Here is a 16,784-nt window from a genome sequence, read left to right as displayed (position 1 = left end):
CGTGACCTTTTCCGCTCTGAGCCACCTGGAATGTCCGCGCTGCGGCGCGACCCATGACGCCGACCAGATCATCGGCCTCTGCCCGTGCGGATCGCCGCTGCTCGCGCGGTACGGCGTACCGACATGGTCGAAGGGGGACCTGGCGGGGCGGCCGCCGGACCTGTGGCGGTACCACGAGCTGTTGCCGGTGCGGTCGCCGGAGAACGTGATCACGCTGGGGGAGGGGATGACGCCGCTGCTCCCCCTGCCGCGGTACGGCGCGGAGGTCGGCGTCGAGCGGCTGCTGATGAAGGACGAGGGGCTGATCCCGACCGGTACGTTCAAGGCGCGGGGCGCCGCGGTCGGGGTGTCGCGGGCGTACGAGGTCGGTGTCCGGAAGATCGCGATGCCGACGAACGGGAACGCCGGGTCGGCCTGGGCCGCGTACGCCGCGCGGGCCGGGATGGAGGCGCTGATCGCGATGCCGGTCGCGGCGCCGGAGATCTGCCGGCGCGAGGTGACGGTCGTCGGGGCACGGCTGCAGTTGATCGACGGGCTGATCGGGGACGCGGCTGCCTATGTGCGGGAGCAGTCCGGGTACTTCGACGCGTCGACGCTGAAGGAGCCGTACCGGATCGAGGGCAAGAAGACGATGGGCCTCGAGATCGCCGAACAACTCGGCTGGTCGCTGCCCGACGTCATCGTCTACCCGACCGGCGGCGGCGTCGGCATCATCGGCATCTGGAAGGCCCTGAACGAACTCCGCGACCTCGGCTGGATCGACGGCCCGCTACCGCGGCTGGTCGCCGTCCAGTCCACCGGCTGCGCCCCGATCGTCCGCGCCTGGGAGAAGGGCCTCCCCGAAAGCGAGCCGTGGGCGGACGCCCAGACCGTTGCCTTCGGCATCACCGTCCCGAAGGCGCTGGGCGACTTCCTCGTCCTGCGGGCGATCGCGGAGACCAACGGCTGCGCGATCGCCGTCGACGACGCGGACATCCTCGCCGAGCAGCATCAGGTCGCCCGCCTCGAAGGCGCCTTCGTCTGCCCCGAGGGTGCGGCGAACTTCGCCGCCATCCGCCAACTCCGCGAATCCGGCTGGCTCCACCCCGGCGAACAGGTAGTAGCCCTCAACACCGGCACCGGCCTCAAATACCCGGAAACCGTTCCGCTCTAGGCTTGGCCGCGGCGGACGGCGAGGATGTGGGCGGGGTTGGTGTTGGGGTCGAGTTTGACGTAGTTGCTCTGGCCCCAGCGCCAGGTGGCGCCGCTGATTTCGTCGTAGACGGTGAAGGTGTCTTCGGGGCGCATGCCCAGGGCGGCCATGTCGAGGTGGACCATCGACTCGCGGACCGCGTGCGGGTCGGTGTTCACCACGACGATGACGGTGTCACTGTGGCCGTCCGCTGCGGTCGAGCGCTTCGAGTAGCACATGATCGCCTCGTCCTCGACGGAGTGCAGCGTCAGGTTGCGAAGTTGCTGCAGCGCCGGGTGCCGGCGGCGGATGTTGTTCAGCAGCGTCAGGTACGGCGCCAGCGTGCGGCCTTCACGCTCGGCCGCGTCCCAGTCCCGCGGGCGGAGCTGGAACTTCTCGGTGTCCAGGTACTCCTCCGAGCCCGGCCTCAGCGCGACGTGCTCGAACAGTTCGTACCCGGCGTACACGCCCCAGGCCGGCGACGACGTCGACGCGATCGCGGCGCGGATCTTGAACGCGCCAGGCCCGCCGTACTGCAGGTAGGCGGTCAGGATGTCCGGCGTGTTGACGAAGAAGTTCGGCCGCAGGAAGTGACCGGTCTCCTTGGTGAGCTCGGTCAGGTACTCCTCGAGCTCCCACTTCTCGTTGCGCCAGGTGAAGTACGTGTACGACTGGTGGAACCCGACCTTCGCCAGCTCCTGCATCATCGGCCGGCGGGTGAACGCCTCCGACAGGAACACCACGTCCGGGTCGGTCTTGCGGATCTCGCCGAGCAGGTACTCCCAGAAGTTGACCGGCTTCGTGTGCGGGTTGTCGACCCGGAACACCGTCACACCCTTGGAGATCCACAGCTTCACGATCCGCAGTACTTCGGCGTAGATCCCTTCCGGGTCGTTGTCGAAGTTGATCGGGTAGATGTCCTGGTACTTCTTCGGCGGGTTCTCGGCGTACGCGATCGAGCCGTCGGCGCGGACCGAGAACCACTTCGGGTGCTCCTTGACCCACGGATGGTCCGGCGATGCCTGCAGCGCCAGGTCGATCGCGACCTCGAGGCCGACCTCGCGGGCGCGGCCGACGAAGTACTCGAAGTCCTCGAAGGTCCCCAGCTCCGGGTGAATCGCGTCGTGCCCGCCGTCCTCGGAGCCGATCGCCCACGGCGAACCGGGATCGCCCGGCTTCGGGTCGAGGGTGTTGTTCGGGCCTTTGCGGAACGAGTGCCCGATCGGGTGGATCGGCGGCACGTACAGGATGTCGAAGCCCATCTTCGCGACCGCTTCGAGCCGTTCCGCCGCGGTACGGAAGGTGCCGGAGACCCACTGCCCCGACGCCTCGTCGAAGCGAGCCCCCTCCGAGCGCGGGAAGAACTCGTACCAGCTGCTGTACAGCGCGCGCGTCCGGTCGACCCACACCGGGTACGTCTCGGAGGACGTGATCAGCTCGCGGACCGGATACCGCCCGAGCGCGGACCGTACCTGCGGGGAGATCCCGGCGGCCAGCCGCGCCTCCGGTGGCAGCGCTCCGTTCGCGAGGGCGTGTGCCGCGTCACTCAGCGTGGACCGGTCCGCCCGTACGGCGGGTGGTACGCCGGCCGCCGCGCGGTCGAAGAACGCGGCGCCTTCCATGAACATCAGGTCGACGTCGAGGCCGGCCGGGATCTTGATCTCGGCGTTGTGCCGCCACGTCCCGTACGGGTCGCTCCAGCCTTCGACCGCGAACGTCCACGCGCCCTGCTCCTGCAGCGTCACGTCGACGGTCCAGCGGTCGGTGCCCTGGCCGACCGGGGTCATCAGCATCCGTCTGGTCTGTCCCGACGGCGAGGTCAGTACGACGTTCGCGTTCACCGCGTCGTGGCCCTCACGGAAGACCGTTGCCGCGATGGTGAACGTCTCGCCGACTGCTGCCTTGGCCGGATACGCTCCGGCGTCGACGGTCGGGGTGACGTCGGTGATCGGGATGCGCCCAGTCATGGCGTGGATGAACTCCCTGTTCGAATGGCGAGCACTGCAGGACTGACGTTATCGGTTCCCAGTACCTGGCTGTGACACACAGGGCTGCAAAATCTTGCTCGCGTTGCAAGATCGATGCATCCCGAGGGTGTCTTGCGCACCTTTGCCCGGTACGGTGTCCCGGTGCGAGCGATACGACGATTCTCCGTCCGCCCTGTCCTGCCCGAGCCGCTGACCGGCCTGGGCACCCTGGTGAACAACCTCCGCTGGGCCTGGCACCCGGAGACGCAGGACGTCTTCGAGGCCGTCGACCCGCAGCTGTGGCGGAGCACCGGCGGTGACCCGGTCAAGCTGCTCGGCGAAGTCCCGGCGGCCCGCCTCGACGAGTTGGCGGCAGACCACGCTTTCCTGCGCCGGCTGGAACTGGCTGTAGCCGACCTGGACAGCTACGTGACCGACGACCGGTGGTTCCAGACCGCGGGCGGTTCGCCGCTCGACGCGGTCGCGTACTTCTCGCCGGAGTTCGGCATCACCCACGTCCTGCCGCAGTACTCCGGCGGTCTCGGCATCCTCGCCGGTGACCACCTGAAGGCGGCCAGCGACCTCGGCGTGCCGCTGATCGGCGTCGGCCTGCTGTACCGGCACGGCTACTTCGCGCAGTCCCTGAACGCCGAGGGCTGGCAGCAGGAGCGTTACCCCCTGGTGGACCCGGACGGGCTGCCGATCAGCCTGCTCCGGGATGGTGACACTCCCGCGACCATCACGCTGACGCTCCCGGGCAACCGCGAACTGCACGCGCAGATCTGGGTCGCCCAGGTCGGCCGCGTGCCGCTGCTGATGCTCGACTCCGACATCGAGGAGAACGAGCCGTCGGAGCGCGAGGTCACCGACCGGCTGTACGGCGGTTCGACCGAGCACCGGTTGCTCCAGGAGCTGCTGCTCGGCGTCGGCGGCGTCCGCGCGGTGCGCACGTACTGCCGGATCACCGGTCACGCCGCGCCCGAGGTGTTCCACACCAACGAGGGCCACGCCGGCTTCCTCGGCGTCGAGCGGATCCGCGAGCTGTCGGTCGAGAAGGACCTCGACTTCGACACCGCGCTCGAGGTGAACCGCGGCGGCACCGTCTTCACCACCCACACCCCGGTCCCGGCCGGGATCGACCGGTTCCCGGTCGAGCTGATCCAGCAGCACTTCTCGCCGGACGTGTTCGGTCCGGGGGTGCCGATCGACCGGATCCTCGAGCTCGGCGCCGAGGACTTCGAGGGCGGCGACCCGGCGCTGTTCAACATGGCGATCATGGGGCTGCGGCTCGCCCAGCGCGCCAACGGCGTCTCGAAGCTGCACGGTGTGGTCAGCCGCGGGATGTTCGCGGGCCTGTGGCCGAGCTTCGACTCGATCGACGTCCCGATCACCTCGATCACCAACGGCGTGCACGCGCCGACGTGGGTGGCGCGTGAGGTCCACGACCTGACGTACGCGAACTACACGACCGAGGGCGACGAGGTGTTCGCGGGTCTGGACAAGACCACGGACCAGCAGATCTGGGAGACCAAGCGGCTGCTGCGCCAGCGGTTCATCGACGACACCCGGTCCCGGGTGCGGCAGTCCTGGCTGAACCGCGGCGCGAGCGAGGCCGAGCTCGGCTGGGTCGACTCGATCCTCGACCCGGACGTACTGACGATGGGCTTCGCGCGCCGCGTCCCGTCGTACAAGCGGCTGACGCTGATGCTGCGCGACCCGGAGCGGCTGAAGGCGCTGCTGCTGCACCCGCAGCGGCCGGTGCAGATCGTCATCGCCGGCAAGGCGCACCCGCACGACGAGGGCGGCAAGAAGCTCATCCAGGAGATGGTCCGCTTCGCCGACGACCCCGAGGTGCGGCACCGGATCGTGTTCGTACCGGACTACGACATCGCGCTCGCGCAGCCGATGTACCCGGGCTGTGACGTCTGGCTCAACAACCCGCTGCGTCCGTACGAGGCCTGTGGTACGTCGGGCATGAAGGCGGCGCTGAACGGTGCGCTCAACCTGTCCATCCGCGACGGCTGGTGGGACGAGTGGTACGACGACGAGTTCGGCTGGGCGATCCCGTCCGCCGAGGGCATCGAGGACACCGAGCGGCGCGACGACCTCGAGGCGCACGCGCTGTACGACATCATCGAGAAGCAGGTCGCGCCGCGGTTCTACGACGGCGCGGTTCCGGGCCGCTGGATCGAGATGCTCCGGCACACGATCAAGGAGCTCGGGCCGAAGGTTCTCGCGACGCGGATGGTCCGGGACTACGTCGAGCAGCTGTACGTGCCGGCCGCGCAGTCGTCGCGTGCGTTGAACTCGACGTACGACGGTGCACGCGAGCTGGCCGCGTGGAAGCAGAAGGTCCGCGCGGCGTGGCCGGAGATCCGCGTCGACCACGTGGAGCTGCAGGGTCTCGGCGACGTACCGCAGCTCGGTACTACCGTTGGCATCCGGGCGTTCGCGGCGCTCGGCGGTCTCGAGCCGTCGGACATCTGCGTCGAGGTCCTGCACGGTCGCGTCGACACGAACGACGAGATCACCGACCCGGTCCGCGCGACGCTGTCGCTCGCCGAGACCTACGAGGGCAACCGGCACCGCTACGAAGGCGAACTGAAGCTGGACCGCACGGGTCCGTTCGGCTACACGGTCCGGGTCGTCCCGAACCACCAGGGCCTGGCCTCCGTCGCCGAACTCGGCCTGGCCGCCGGCCCGTCCGACCCCGACGACCCCACCACCCCCGACCTCCCCGCCGGCTCGGAATTCTGAGCCTCACCAGAAAAGACACGCCCCGCCTGCCCCACCAGGCGGGGCGCGCTCATCTCTTGTTCCGGACGGCAGGAGAACCCATGCTCGGTTGTCCGACGCTGGATACATCCGGGGGTGGTCGTGTCATCACGCTGGCATCGCGTTCTGCTTCCGTCGTGGATAGTTGCGCTCACGCTGTTGATGACTGCTCCGCTGCTCGCTCCGGGCTTTGTGATCGGTTACGACATGGTGTTCGTTCCGAATCTCGCGGTGCGGCTGGATCTGCTCGGAGTGTCGACGGCGATGCCCAGGGCGGTTCCGTCCGATGTGCTCGTCGGCGTGCTCGACGGGTTGGTCGGTGGCGAGCTTCTGAGCAAGGGGGTTGTGGTCGCCATACCGCTGCTGGCCGGGTTCGGTATGGCGGCTCTCTGGCGGGAGCTCAGCTTGGGTGGTGCGTTGGCTGGCGCAGCGGCGACCACCTTGTATGTCTGGAATCCTTTCGTCGCTGAGCGGTTGCACCTCGGCGCGTGGGCATTTCTCCTGGGGTACGCGGCTCTGCCGTGGCTGGTGAGAGCTGCCCTGCGGTTTCGTCGTGGCGAAGGCGCGGCCGGTTTCGTGCTCGCGTCGGCCGGGTGCGCGCTCACTGCCTCTGGTGGGGTCATCGGATTGCTGGTCGGTGGGCTGATCTTGCTCTGGCCGCCACGGAGGAGGATCTGGCCACTGGGTGCCGCGGTGCTTCTGAACAGCCCGTGGGTGGTCGCGGGACTGACGCACGGCGGAATGCCGACGGACCCTTCGTCGGTGGTGGCGTTCGCGGCGCGGGACGAAGGGTACGGCGGAGTGTTGCCGACTCTGCTGACGTTCGGTGGTGTCTGGAACGCGAACGTTGTCCCCGGCAACCGTGGGGACGTGCCGAGTGTCGTCCTCGCGTTCGCGATGCTGCTGATCTCGGTGGCGGGCGTGGTGTCGTGGTGGCGCCGGGACCGGGCGGTTCGAGCCCTGGTCGTCGCAGCTGTACTTGTGTTGCTCATCGCCTTGGCCGGTGTCGTGGCGCCCGGCGGATTCGCCCAACTCGTCGCGCACCTCCCCGGTGTCGGACTGTTCCGCGACGGTCAGCGATACCTTCCACCCTTCGTGCTGCTGATGTCCATCGGCTTCGGCGTCGGCGCGGACGCGATCGGTGAACACGTTCCGCTTCGGTCTGTCGTCGGGGTCACTGCGGTACTCCTACCGATCGCTGCCTTGCCCTCTCTGTTCGGCGGTTCCGGTCTGGGGGTGGCGCACTATCCGTCCGATTGGGAGCGCGCGCGGCAGGTGATCACCGGACCTTTCGTCCCGTGGCCCTTCGAGACCTACCGAGCACCGGTCTGGAACGGGCGACGTCCGGTACTGGATCCGATGCCCCGCTATTTCGCACAGCCGTCGGTTGCCCCGGACGAGCTCATCGTCAGCGGTCGCCGACTGAGTGGTGAGGACCGTACGGCGGCAGATGTTGCGGCAGCGATCCGCTCGGCAATGCGAGACGGAACGGATGCGGCTCCGGCCTTGCTGCGATCCGGGGTCGGCTGGATCGTCGTCGATCATGAGGCCGGTGGTCCGTCACCGCAAGGTCTCGTGTCCGGGCTGACCGAAGAGTTTTCCGGTCCGACGGTGACGGTCTATCGAATCACGGGCACGCCGGCGCCGCTTCGGTTCGCGCCATGGCGGACCGCCGTCGTTCTGGGCGCGTGGGCGGCGGCTCTGGCGACCTTGCTCGGTGCTCTGGCGCAGGTGCTGCGCCGTTGTTACTCTTCGGTTCACTTGACCGGGAGGGGACACGCTTCATGGGAACGCTGATCGGTGCGGCCATCGCCGTACTCGCTGGGCTCGCGGTGGCTACGACGACCGTTGTCGGCGTGGTCCAGTCGGTGAAGGACGATCCGGCGCCGCCGCCCGGACAGACTCAGGGGCAGGCGGATGTGCCGATCGTGGGGTACGGGACGAAGTAGCCGTCAGCAGCTGGTCGAAGGCCCGCGCGGCCGCCTGCCAGGTGAAGGTGCCGGCGCCGGCGGCTGCTCCCTGTGACAGGCGCAGGCCTAGCTCTGCGTCCTGCAGCAGCCGGACCGTTGCCGCTGTGAACTCGCTCGGGCAGTTCACCAGGACACCTGCGACGCCGTCGTTCACCGATTCGGTCGGGCCGCCGGCCGTCCGATAGGCGACGGTCGGCACGCCGTGACCAGCCGCCTCGCCAACGACCAGACCCCAGCCCTCTTTGAGACTTGGCAGCGCCAGTATCCAAGCCTCGTCGTAGGCCGCGTGCTTTTCGTCCTCGCTGACATGGCCACGGAACTCGACGGCCTCGTCCAGCCCACGGTCCGCGACGTAGTTGCGCAGAGCGTCCTCCCACCATCCCGAGCCGACGACGATGAGCTTGGCGTCCGGAAGGACTACGCGGGCAGCCCTGATGGCGTCGACAGCGTGCTCGAGTTGCTTGTGCGGTACGACGCGACCGACGCAAAGGACGGTTGGATTCGAGGCCTTCGGCCGTTGGCGTGGTGGCGCCGGGTCGGTGCCGTTGTGGATCAGCGCGATGTCGGTGATGCCGAGACGGGCGAGTTCTTCGCGCGACGCCGACGACACCGTCACATAGGTGCAGCCGGCGTACAAGCGTGGAGCGAGACGCGATTCCAGCCACCAACCGAGCCGACCGCGCCAGCCCGGGTACACGACTTGCCACTGCTCCTCGTGGACGTGATGCACGAGAACGAACACACCTGTCCGGCGAACCAGGCGGGTGAAGAACGGCAGGCCGTTCTGTACGTCGATCACGCGGTCGGGTCGGTGGAGCCATGTGTAGAACAGGCCGTGCAGGTACACCGTGATCTTGCTACCGCGGTACACGTACTTGACGTCGTCCCGACATGCCTCGCGTGGGCTTCCTGGGTAAGCCGCGCACAAGACGGTGACTGACCAGCCCAGCGTTGCAAGACCTTTCGCCACCTCCTCGACGTATCGCTCGGATCCTCCTCCCTCCGGGTTCGTCGTGTCGCGCCAGTTCAGCAGCAGAACGCGTTGTGCGGTCACTTGTTCGCCCCACCCCTCCGGTCACCTCCCCCGAGGTAATGGGCGCGGACGTTACCAAGCAGTAACGATCTACACCAGACCTCACGAGTTCCGTTAATGTCTCGCCTGTGCAGCGGATGACGAACGACACAGAAAGCCCTGCCTGGGCGGCCGATCTGCGTCGTGCGGTGCGGCTGTTCCGGGCCTTCGGTGTCGAGCAGACGGACCCGGATCGCTTCTATGAAACGCTTGCTGAAGACACGGTCGGCCAGCTGCGTCAGTACTCCGAGCTGGCGGGAGCCGTGCTCCTCGACGTGGGTGGTGGCCCCGGCTACTTCGCCGATGCCTTCCGGCGCACGGGCGCGTCGTACTACGCGATCGACTCGGACCTGGGCGAGCTGAGCGGCCGCGGTGAACCGACGCCCGGCACCGTGCTCGGCAGCGGTATGGCCTTGCCGGTCGCGGATGCGGCGGTCGACATCTGCCTTTCCTCGAACGTGCTCGAGCATGTGCCGGACCCGTGGCAGATGGCCGACGAACTCGTCCGGGTCACCAAGCCGGGCGGGACGATCTTCTTGTCGTACACCGGTTGGTGGGGTCCGCACGGTGGCCACGAGACCGCGCCGTGGCACTACTTCGGCGGACATCGAGCTGCCGACCGCTACGAGCGACGACATGGCAAGCCACCCAAGAACAGGTACGGCGAATCGCTCTTCCCGATCACTGTCGCCGGCGGACTGCGGTGGGCTCGCTCATGCAGAGGCGCCGACCTGACAGCCGCGGTTCCGAGGTATCACCCCCGATGGGCGTACGGCGTCGTCGGGCTGCCTGGCCTGCGGGAGCTCGTGACGTGGAATCTCGTTCTGGTCCTGCGGCGCCGATGAACGCTGAGGGGGGTCCGGGCCTGGTTTGGCGTGCGCGACTGATCGCGGGATGCGTTGCGTTGACGGCCCTGTGCTTTCACCAGGCACCGGGAAAGATCGTTCCGGACACCAAGCTCGACCTCACAGCGGGTCCCGGTACGTTTCTGGCGCGATCCCTGCACCTGTGGGATCCGCAGGGTGCCTTCGGCCAGCTGCAGAACCAGGCGTACGGCTATCTGCTGCCCATGGGCCCGTTCCACTGGTTGCTGGACACCTTGGCGGTGCCGGGCTGGATCACCCAGCGGCTGTGGTGGTCGCTCACGTTGTGCGTCGCATTCGTCGGTGTTTGGAAGCTCTGCAATGCGCTCCAGCTCGGCGTGCCGTGGACGCGCTTCGCGGTCGCGCTGCTGTACGCCCTCAGCCCAAGAATGCTCGGCGAGCTGTCGATCACCTCGATCGAAGTGTGGCCGATGGCGATGGCTCCTTGGGTTCTGCTGCCGTTGGTCACTCCACGAGCCCGGTCCGCCGGGTGGCGTGCCGCCTGGTCGGCGGTGGCGTTCGCGCTTGTCGGTGGAGTCAACGCGGTAGCGACCGCAGCAACGCTCCTGCTGCCGGCGATCTGGCTGATGACGCGCCGACTCGATCGATTCACGCTGAAGCTCGCTGCCGGTTGGCTCGGCGGTGTGATTGCAGCGTCGGTCTGGTGGCTGGCTCCGCTCGTGTTGCTCGGCCGGTACAGCCCGCCGTTCCTCGACTGGATCGAGAACGCTGCATTGACGACAAGCAAGGCGAGCATCTTCGAGTCGCTGCGTGGTACGTCGCAGTGGTTGAACTTCCTGTCAGCCGGTGACGGACCGAGCTGGCCGGCGGGCTGGCTCTACGTCACGCAGCCCATGCTGATCCTCATCACCACCGCCATCGCGCTTCTCGGTCTGGTCGGCCTGGCGATGCGGTCGATCGGCAATCGTGGGTTCCTGCAACTCTCGTTCCTTGCCGGGCTGCTGCTCGTCACCGTCGGGCATGCCGGCGTGGCGGGTTCGCCGCTCGCACCACAGCTGCAGGAATTGCTCGACGGACCACTCGCCGCGCTCCGTAACACGCACAAGTTCGAACTGGTCGTCCGGTTGCCGCTGATGCTCGCCGCGGCACATTCCTTGAGCAGGCTGTCGCAGTGGACGATTGTGCGAGGTGTGCACCGCCGCGTCCTGCCGGTACTGGTCGCTTGTCTCGCGGTTTCGGCCGCAACACCGGCCGTGGTGGGCCAGATGCCTCGGCCTGAGGGGTACGACGCAATTCCTGGCTATTGGCGTGATGCCGCGGCCTGGCTCGACAACCAGCCCGTGCCGGGGACCGTGCTCGTGACTCCCGCTGCGTCGTTCGCGGATTTCACCTGGGGATCGACCAAGGACGAGCCGTTCCAGGCTCTGCTGAAGCGGCCGATGGCTGTGCGGGATGCCGTACCGCTCGGTTCTGCGGGCGCGACGCGATGGCTCGACGAGGTCGAGCGGCGGCTCGGGTCGGGCGTCGGAGACGAGACCTTACGCGAGGCCTTGACGCGCGCCGGCGTCCGGTACGTCGTCGTACGTAACGACTTGCGGCGAGACGCGCAGCTGACGTCGACGCTCGCGGTCCACGAGAGCCTGGCCGGGGCCGGCCTCCGGCGGGTGGCGTCCTTCGGACCGATGACCGGAAGCACGATCGAGCAACCTGAGGTGACGCTCGACGGGCACACCCGGCTTCCGTACCCGAGTGTGGAGGTCTTCGATGCCGGACCGACCAGCGCGGGACGGTTGGTGCCGAGCCCACGGTTGGTGGAGGTTCGCGGTGCAGCCGAGGACGTGCCGGGCGTGCTGACCGCGCTCGGCGGAGAACGGGAGGCGATCGCCGACGCAGACACGGCAGGCCGGCTGACCGGCCTGCCATTCGTTCAGACCGACGGCCTGCAACGCCGGGAAGTCTCGTTCGGCAGGGCAGCCGAGAACTACTCGCCTGTCCTGACCGCGTCGGCGGCCGGTAGGCAGGGCCGTCGCACACTCGGCTACGACGTCGAGGGAGCAGGCCCGAGCACGACCCGAATCTGGGACGGCGGCATCGCCGACGTACGCGCTTCGTCGTCCGCGTCGGATGCCGACGCGACGCTGCGAGCCGGCCCGGGCAATGGGCCGTTCGCCGCGGTCGACGGTGATCCATCCAGCCGGTGGATCTCCGGCGCCTACGGACGCAGCAGTGGGGAATGGCTTGAGCTGACCTTCGCGTCGCCGCGCACTGTCGACGGCCTGCGGGTGCAGTTCTCGCTCCTGCCACCGACCACCGAGCCGGTGCGAACGCTGCAGGTGCGGACCGATACCGGCTCGCTGACCTCGGTCGTGTCCGACTCGTCCGGTCCCCAAAGCATTCCGGTTCCGCCGGGCAAGACGCAGCGACTGCGGCTCACTGTCGGAGTGACCGATGGAAGGAATCCGAACGGCGTCTCGATCGCTGAGGTGACGTTGCCGGGCATGTCCGCGGACAGCAGGCTCGCGGTGCCGGACCCTGGCCGGGAGCCGAGCGCCATAGTGTTCCGGAACCAGCAGATCGGCCGGTCCTCCTGCCTGCACGTGAACGGTCGGCCACTGTGTCGTGAGGGGGCAGGTGTTGATTCGGAGGAGCCCAGTGGCCTCCGGCGCAGTGTGGAACTGCCGGCGGATGCTTCGTACGAAGTGCGTGGAACTGCGCTGCCCCAGGCCGGGCGTACTCTCGAGCGTTTGCTGGTCGTTCCCGGCGCGATCAGGGCGGCGGCGTCGTCGCGGGCCGTCCAGGAGCCGGAGGGGCGACCGGGGGCCGCGGTTGATCGCGATCTGGGGACCGGCTGGGTGGCGAGTTCGACCGACCTGAACCCGGTCCTGACGCTGACGCTGCCGCGAGGCCGGCAGGTGAACGGCCTGCAGTTCCTCACCGATCCGTACCTGACCGCGTCCCGTCCGAGCGAGATCGTGGTCCGGATCGACGGCGGTCCACCGAGCAGGAGCACGGTGGATCCGGAGGGGTATGTACGGTTTGGCGCGCGAGCCGCACGGGTGATCGCGATCTCGTTCGTCAAGAGCCGGCCGATGAAGGACTTCGACTCCGCGACCGGGCTGGCCCGGATCGCGCCGGTCGGAGTGGCCGAGATCCGGGTGCTCGGCGCGGACGATCTACGCAGGCGGATCAACCTGAGTACTCCGACCGGCGCCTACTGCGGCTACGGGCCACGGGTGCGGATCGATGGTGTATCGGCTGACACTCGAGTCACAGCGACTCTGCGGGACCTGCTGCAGCGGCGACCGGTCACCTACACCTCCTGCGGGAAGGACTCTGAGATCTCGATACCGCCAGGGCGTCACGCCGTGGACGCCCTGGCCGGCGGCGGCTTCGTGCCGATCGAGACGGTGCTGAGCAAGCCTGGTTGGGACGAACGGCCGGCAGCAGGGATTCTGCCGGTCGCCATCGAGCGAGCGTCACCTGTCGAGTTGACCGCCGCGGTGCCGGCAGCAGGCGAGCAATCGATCCTGACAGTCACGCAGAATTTCAACGCGGGCTGGGAGGCGCACGACACTGCCGGGCACAAGCTGACGCCGATCCGCGTCGGTGGCTGGCAGCAGGGCTGGATCGTCCCGGCTGGACCGGAACAGGTGGTGACCGCCAGGTTCGTGCCTGACCGGACCTATCGTGCCTGCCTGTTGATCGGCTCGCTGACCCTGCTGTTGATGGTCGGGGCGGCCGTGGTCTCGCTGCGAAGGTCGGGACGTCCACCGCGGGAGCGCGGTGCAGTTCGTCCGTGGGTCGCGATCGTCCTCGGCCTGACGGCTGGAGTGTTCATGGCGGGCTGGATCGGCTTCGTGACGGTCCTTCTGGCCGTAGCTTGCTCGTGGTTCCTGTCACGGCGTCTTGCGATGGTCGCTGTGGTTGGCGCCGTGACGTTCGGGAGCCTTCTCGCTGCCGTTCATCCGTGGCCTGGTGGGGGAGCAGGAGTGTCGTCGGGCGTCGTTCAAGGGGCGGTGTTGTTCGGCTGCGCACTCGCTTTGCTGTCACCTGTCGTAGGCGAGACGTCGTACGACTTGTCCCGTCTGCCACGCCGCATGATCGGACGCTCCAACCCGTAGTAGCTCGCCGCGGCGACGGCCGCGGACACGAGGACCGTGGGAACGAGCAGGAGGACGACGTGCCCGCTGAACAGGCGGTAGCCGCTGATCCGCTCGACGAGACCGAGGACGATCAGGTGGTACGCGAAGACGCCGTACGAGATGTCGCCGGCGACACGACCGACTCGGCCACCCAGGACGCGAGAAACCTGCTGAGTTGGCTCAACGGCCGGTAAGAGGATGCAGGTGGCGATCACCGTGTACAGAAGGTTCTTCACGAATGCTTGGCCGGGCGTGGAGGCGGCGAGACTGTACGGCCCGGCAAGCGGTGTGGCAGCAAGGACGAGCAGCCCGAGCGCGATCGTCCAGATCGTCCCGGGCACTCGGGCCAGCGGATCCAGTGCTGTCGGCGCGAGTCCGCCGTTCGTTCGGGCGACTTGCCACAGAGCGAGCCCCATGCCCACGGCGAACCAGCCGGCGTACCCGGGCAGCCAGAGCCCTGCCTGCGGGTGCCCGGTGACGTTCACGGTTGCCATCCAGACCGGGCCGAGCAGGATCAACCCACAGATGACAGCGAGGCACCGGCGGATGTTTCGCCGGTTCGGTGGCTCGCGCCCAACGAGCACCCTCGCCAGGAGCGGCAGGCAGAGGTAGAACGCTGCTTCGGTGGCAAGGCTCCACATCTGTGTGAGGCCGTCCGCGGCTGCCCCCTGGAAATAGATCTGCGTGAGCATCGCTTGTTCGACATAGGTCGCCCAGGTCACGTCGGTTTTGTGAGGGATGAGAAGAGCGGCCGCTGCGACAGCCATCCAGAGCGCGGGGAGGATTCGCAGGGCTCTGTTGCGAAGGTACCGACGGGTTGTCGGCGGCGGCGTTTCCTCGAACCAGGCGACGGCGTGCGGCCGGTAGAGGAGGAACCCGGAGATCGCGAAGAAGATCGCCACCCCGACGTCCAGCCGCGCGAGGATGCCTGCGAACGGACCGCTCAGCGAGGCTCCGCTGTGAAACCCGACGTGCGTCGTGATGACTGCGAGCGCGCCGACCGCGCGCAGACCGTCCAACGCCGGAAATCTGGTCGCTCTCATCGCGGAATGCCGATCTCGATGCGCTCCACGCACAGGTTCGTGGCGGGATCGGTGGAGTGCAGCTGAACCGCGGTCGCACGGATGCGCCGTGACGGACCCAGGTACATCGTCCCGGCGCCCGCCGGCCAGCCGGCGGTCGGCATCGCAGCGATCGCCCCGTCCGCGTCGACGAGTTCGACAGAGACCTGATTTTCCCGGTTCGAGAAGTACGACGCCCGCGCGTACCACTCGGCGCCGGCAACCTTGTTCTGTGTCGGTGTCAGCGGAATTCTGAGTGGCTCGGTGCCCCGGAGGAGGAGGTTGCAGAACGAGTTGGCGCGCGAGGCCGGCTCGCCTCGCGACCAGGTTGCGAACGCCGCCGGCCGCACAGCGCCCGAGTCGTCGACCAGCAGCGGCTCGCTGCCAGGAGCCTGCAGCCGGAAGGGGATCCTGGCCATCCGAAGCACAGCTGACAGCCGGCTGTCCGGCATCAGGGCAGTGCCGATCGGCTGCGGCATCTGGGTGTCCCAGAGGTTGACGTTCGGACCGGCCAGATCCAGCTCCATCCGCACGGCGGCGAAGTACGGCTTGGCAGGGTTCTTCCCCCAGGCAACGGCAAAACCGGCGTCCGACACGACGACTCCGATCATCAGGCAGGCCGTGGCGACAGCAGGTACGGCGACCGGGACGGTGCGGGCGGACAGAACGATCGCAAGCGTCAGCGGGATCGAGAGATCGGACCAATAATGATAGTGGACGCTGAAGCTCGCACCGAAGGTGTCGAAACGTCCGTAGGAGACGACGAGAGTCGTGGCGAGGACGTAGACCCCGACGGCGCACCACATCCACAGTGCCCGCCGATCGCGCTTCCACGCGACGAGCAGCAGCGTCGCGGCAGCCACCGCCCCGGCCACGATCGCGGCAACGGGCGGAGCGGCGAAGCTGAACGGCTGCCCAGAAGCAGCCCAGTGCCAAGGTCCCCCGACCAGACTGGACAGCGGCACTTCGAAGCTGCGGGCCACTAGGTCGAGGACCTGCGGAGCGCTCGGCGGCTGACCCGATGACGGGTCGCCGAAGGCCACATAGACGATGCCGAAGGCCACGATCGCGACGCCGTTGACAGCAGCGAACGGCCAGCCGTGACGGAGCCAGCGGCGCCGCGAATCTCCTCGCACATATTCGGCCAGGGCAACGGCTGTGACCACTACCAGCACCGACTTCTCCCAGCAGGCAAGGGAGATCAGCAGTGCGAGTGGACCGTAGACCAGCGCTCGCCGGCGGTGGTTGCCGTGCCAATCGATCGTTGCATGGAGCAACAGCAGGCCGAAGACGTGGGCGTTGAGGTTGTTGACGCCGCTCGACAACGACATGAACGACGGCATGCTGAGTGGCGTCACTGCGTAATACACCGTGCCGATCGCAACCCACCAACTCGGGCCGATGACGCGCATCAGCAGGACACCCATCAGGAGAATCGCGAGTGCCTGCATCAGCATCCGCCAGCCGATGGTCAGGCCGTGGTTCAGGGGTGCGATCTCTGCGAAGACGGCATACACGAACCGCAGGCCCGGCGCGATGTGGTCGTTCACCGGCGTCAACAGCTCGGCCGGGGCGAACCCACGACTGCCCTGCTCCAGGAACGTGAGGTCGTCGCTCAGCCATGAACCGCGCTGTGCGAGCACCCCGAGCGCGACTGTTTGCAGTAGTGCGATCGTCACCACGACGCCGCGGAGAACCGATGTCTCGGGCGGTCGTCGGACGCTGGAGATCCCCCTCATGCCGGGCGACTATATGCCAGTCCGGCCAGTCTCGAATTTGTTCACGCCAGCGTCTGTTCAAGC

General features: G+C 67.9%; 10 protein-coding genes. 6 read left to right on the top strand and 4 right to left on the bottom strand.

Features of this window, described 5'->3' with window-relative positions:
• Window position 1 precedes the first annotated feature (1 nt).
• Complete coding sequence (locus ACFYRU_RS34650; RefSeq protein WP_387666778.1) at window positions 2-1,153, top strand: threonine synthase; 1,152 nt, start codon at window positions 2-4, stop codon at window positions 1,151-1,153.
• Here ACFYRU_RS34650 and ACFYRU_RS34645 read toward each other — a convergent pair.
• Window positions 1,150-3,138: an alpha-1,4-glucan--maltose-1-phosphate maltosyltransferase gene (locus ACFYRU_RS34645; protein ID WP_387666775.1), complete on the bottom strand. Its 1,989-nt coding sequence runs from the start codon at window positions 3,136-3,138 to the stop codon at window positions 1,150-1,152. The two genes, ACFYRU_RS34650 and ACFYRU_RS34645, sit on opposite strands and share 4 nt — an antisense overlap.
• A gap of 162 nt (window positions 3,139-3,300) precedes the next feature.
• Here ACFYRU_RS34645 and glgP point away from each other — a divergent pair, with 162 nt between their 5' ends.
• From glgP to ACFYRU_RS34630, 3 genes are all read left to right on the top strand, one after another.
• Window positions 3,301-5,895 (top strand): alpha-glucan family phosphorylase, encoded by a 2,595-nt coding sequence (glgP, locus tag ACFYRU_RS34640; RefSeq protein WP_387666772.1) that lies wholly within the window; start codon window positions 3,301-3,303, stop codon window positions 5,893-5,895.
• 180 nt (window positions 5,896-6,075) lie between these two features.
• Complete coding sequence (locus tag ACFYRU_RS34635) at window positions 6,076-7,710, top strand: hypothetical protein (RefSeq protein WP_387666769.1); 1,635 nt, start codon at window positions 6,076-6,078, stop codon at window positions 7,708-7,710.
• Window positions 7,602-7,862: a DUF2613 family protein gene (locus ACFYRU_RS34630; protein WP_387666766.1), complete on the top strand. Its 261-nt coding sequence runs from the start codon at window positions 7,602-7,604 to the stop codon at window positions 7,860-7,862. Before ACFYRU_RS34635 ends, ACFYRU_RS34630 begins: the two co-directional genes overlap by 109 nt.
• Here the strand turns inward: ACFYRU_RS34630 and ACFYRU_RS34625 are convergent.
• A complete protein-coding gene (locus ACFYRU_RS34625) occupies window positions 7,750-8,937 on the bottom strand; it encodes a glycosyltransferase family 4 protein (RefSeq protein WP_387666764.1) in 1,188 nt (395 codons plus the stop codon). The two genes, ACFYRU_RS34630 and ACFYRU_RS34625, sit on opposite strands and share 113 nt — an antisense overlap.
• A gap of 116 nt (window positions 8,938-9,053) precedes the next feature.
• On the opposite strand from ACFYRU_RS34625, the gene ACFYRU_RS34620 reads away from it, so the two are divergent.
• Both ACFYRU_RS34620 and ACFYRU_RS34615 read left to right on the top strand, forming a co-directional pair.
• Entirely contained in the window at window positions 9,054-9,800 is a 747-nt protein-coding gene (locus ACFYRU_RS34620; RefSeq protein WP_387666761.1) for a class I SAM-dependent methyltransferase, read from the top strand.
• A gap of 59 nt (window positions 9,801-9,859) precedes the next feature.
• Entirely contained in the window at window positions 9,860-13,900 is a 4,041-nt protein-coding gene (locus ACFYRU_RS34615; RefSeq protein WP_387666760.1) for an alpha-(1->3)-arabinofuranosyltransferase, read from the top strand.
• Here the strand turns inward: ACFYRU_RS34615 and ACFYRU_RS34610 are convergent.
• Window positions 13,786-14,964, bottom strand: coding sequence for an acyltransferase family protein (locus ACFYRU_RS34610; RefSeq protein WP_387666757.1), 1,179 nt, complete (start codon window positions 14,962-14,964; stop codon window positions 13,786-13,788). The two genes, ACFYRU_RS34615 and ACFYRU_RS34610, sit on opposite strands and share 115 nt — an antisense overlap.
• Window positions 14,961-16,721 (bottom strand): hypothetical protein, encoded by a 1,761-nt coding sequence (locus ACFYRU_RS34605; RefSeq protein ID WP_387666754.1) that lies wholly within the window; start codon window positions 16,719-16,721, stop codon window positions 14,961-14,963. Before ACFYRU_RS34605 ends, ACFYRU_RS34610 begins: the two co-directional genes overlap by 4 nt.
• Window positions 16,722-16,784: the final 63 nt, after the last annotated feature.

Source organism: Kribbella sp. NPDC004536 (genome assembly GCF_042873835.1).
Taxonomy (GTDB): Bacteria; Actinomycetota; Actinomycetes; order Propionibacteriales; family Kribbellaceae; genus Kribbella.
The sequence above is the reverse complement of the archived record's forward strand: the minus strand, read 5'-3'. Positions and strand labels throughout refer to the sequence as shown.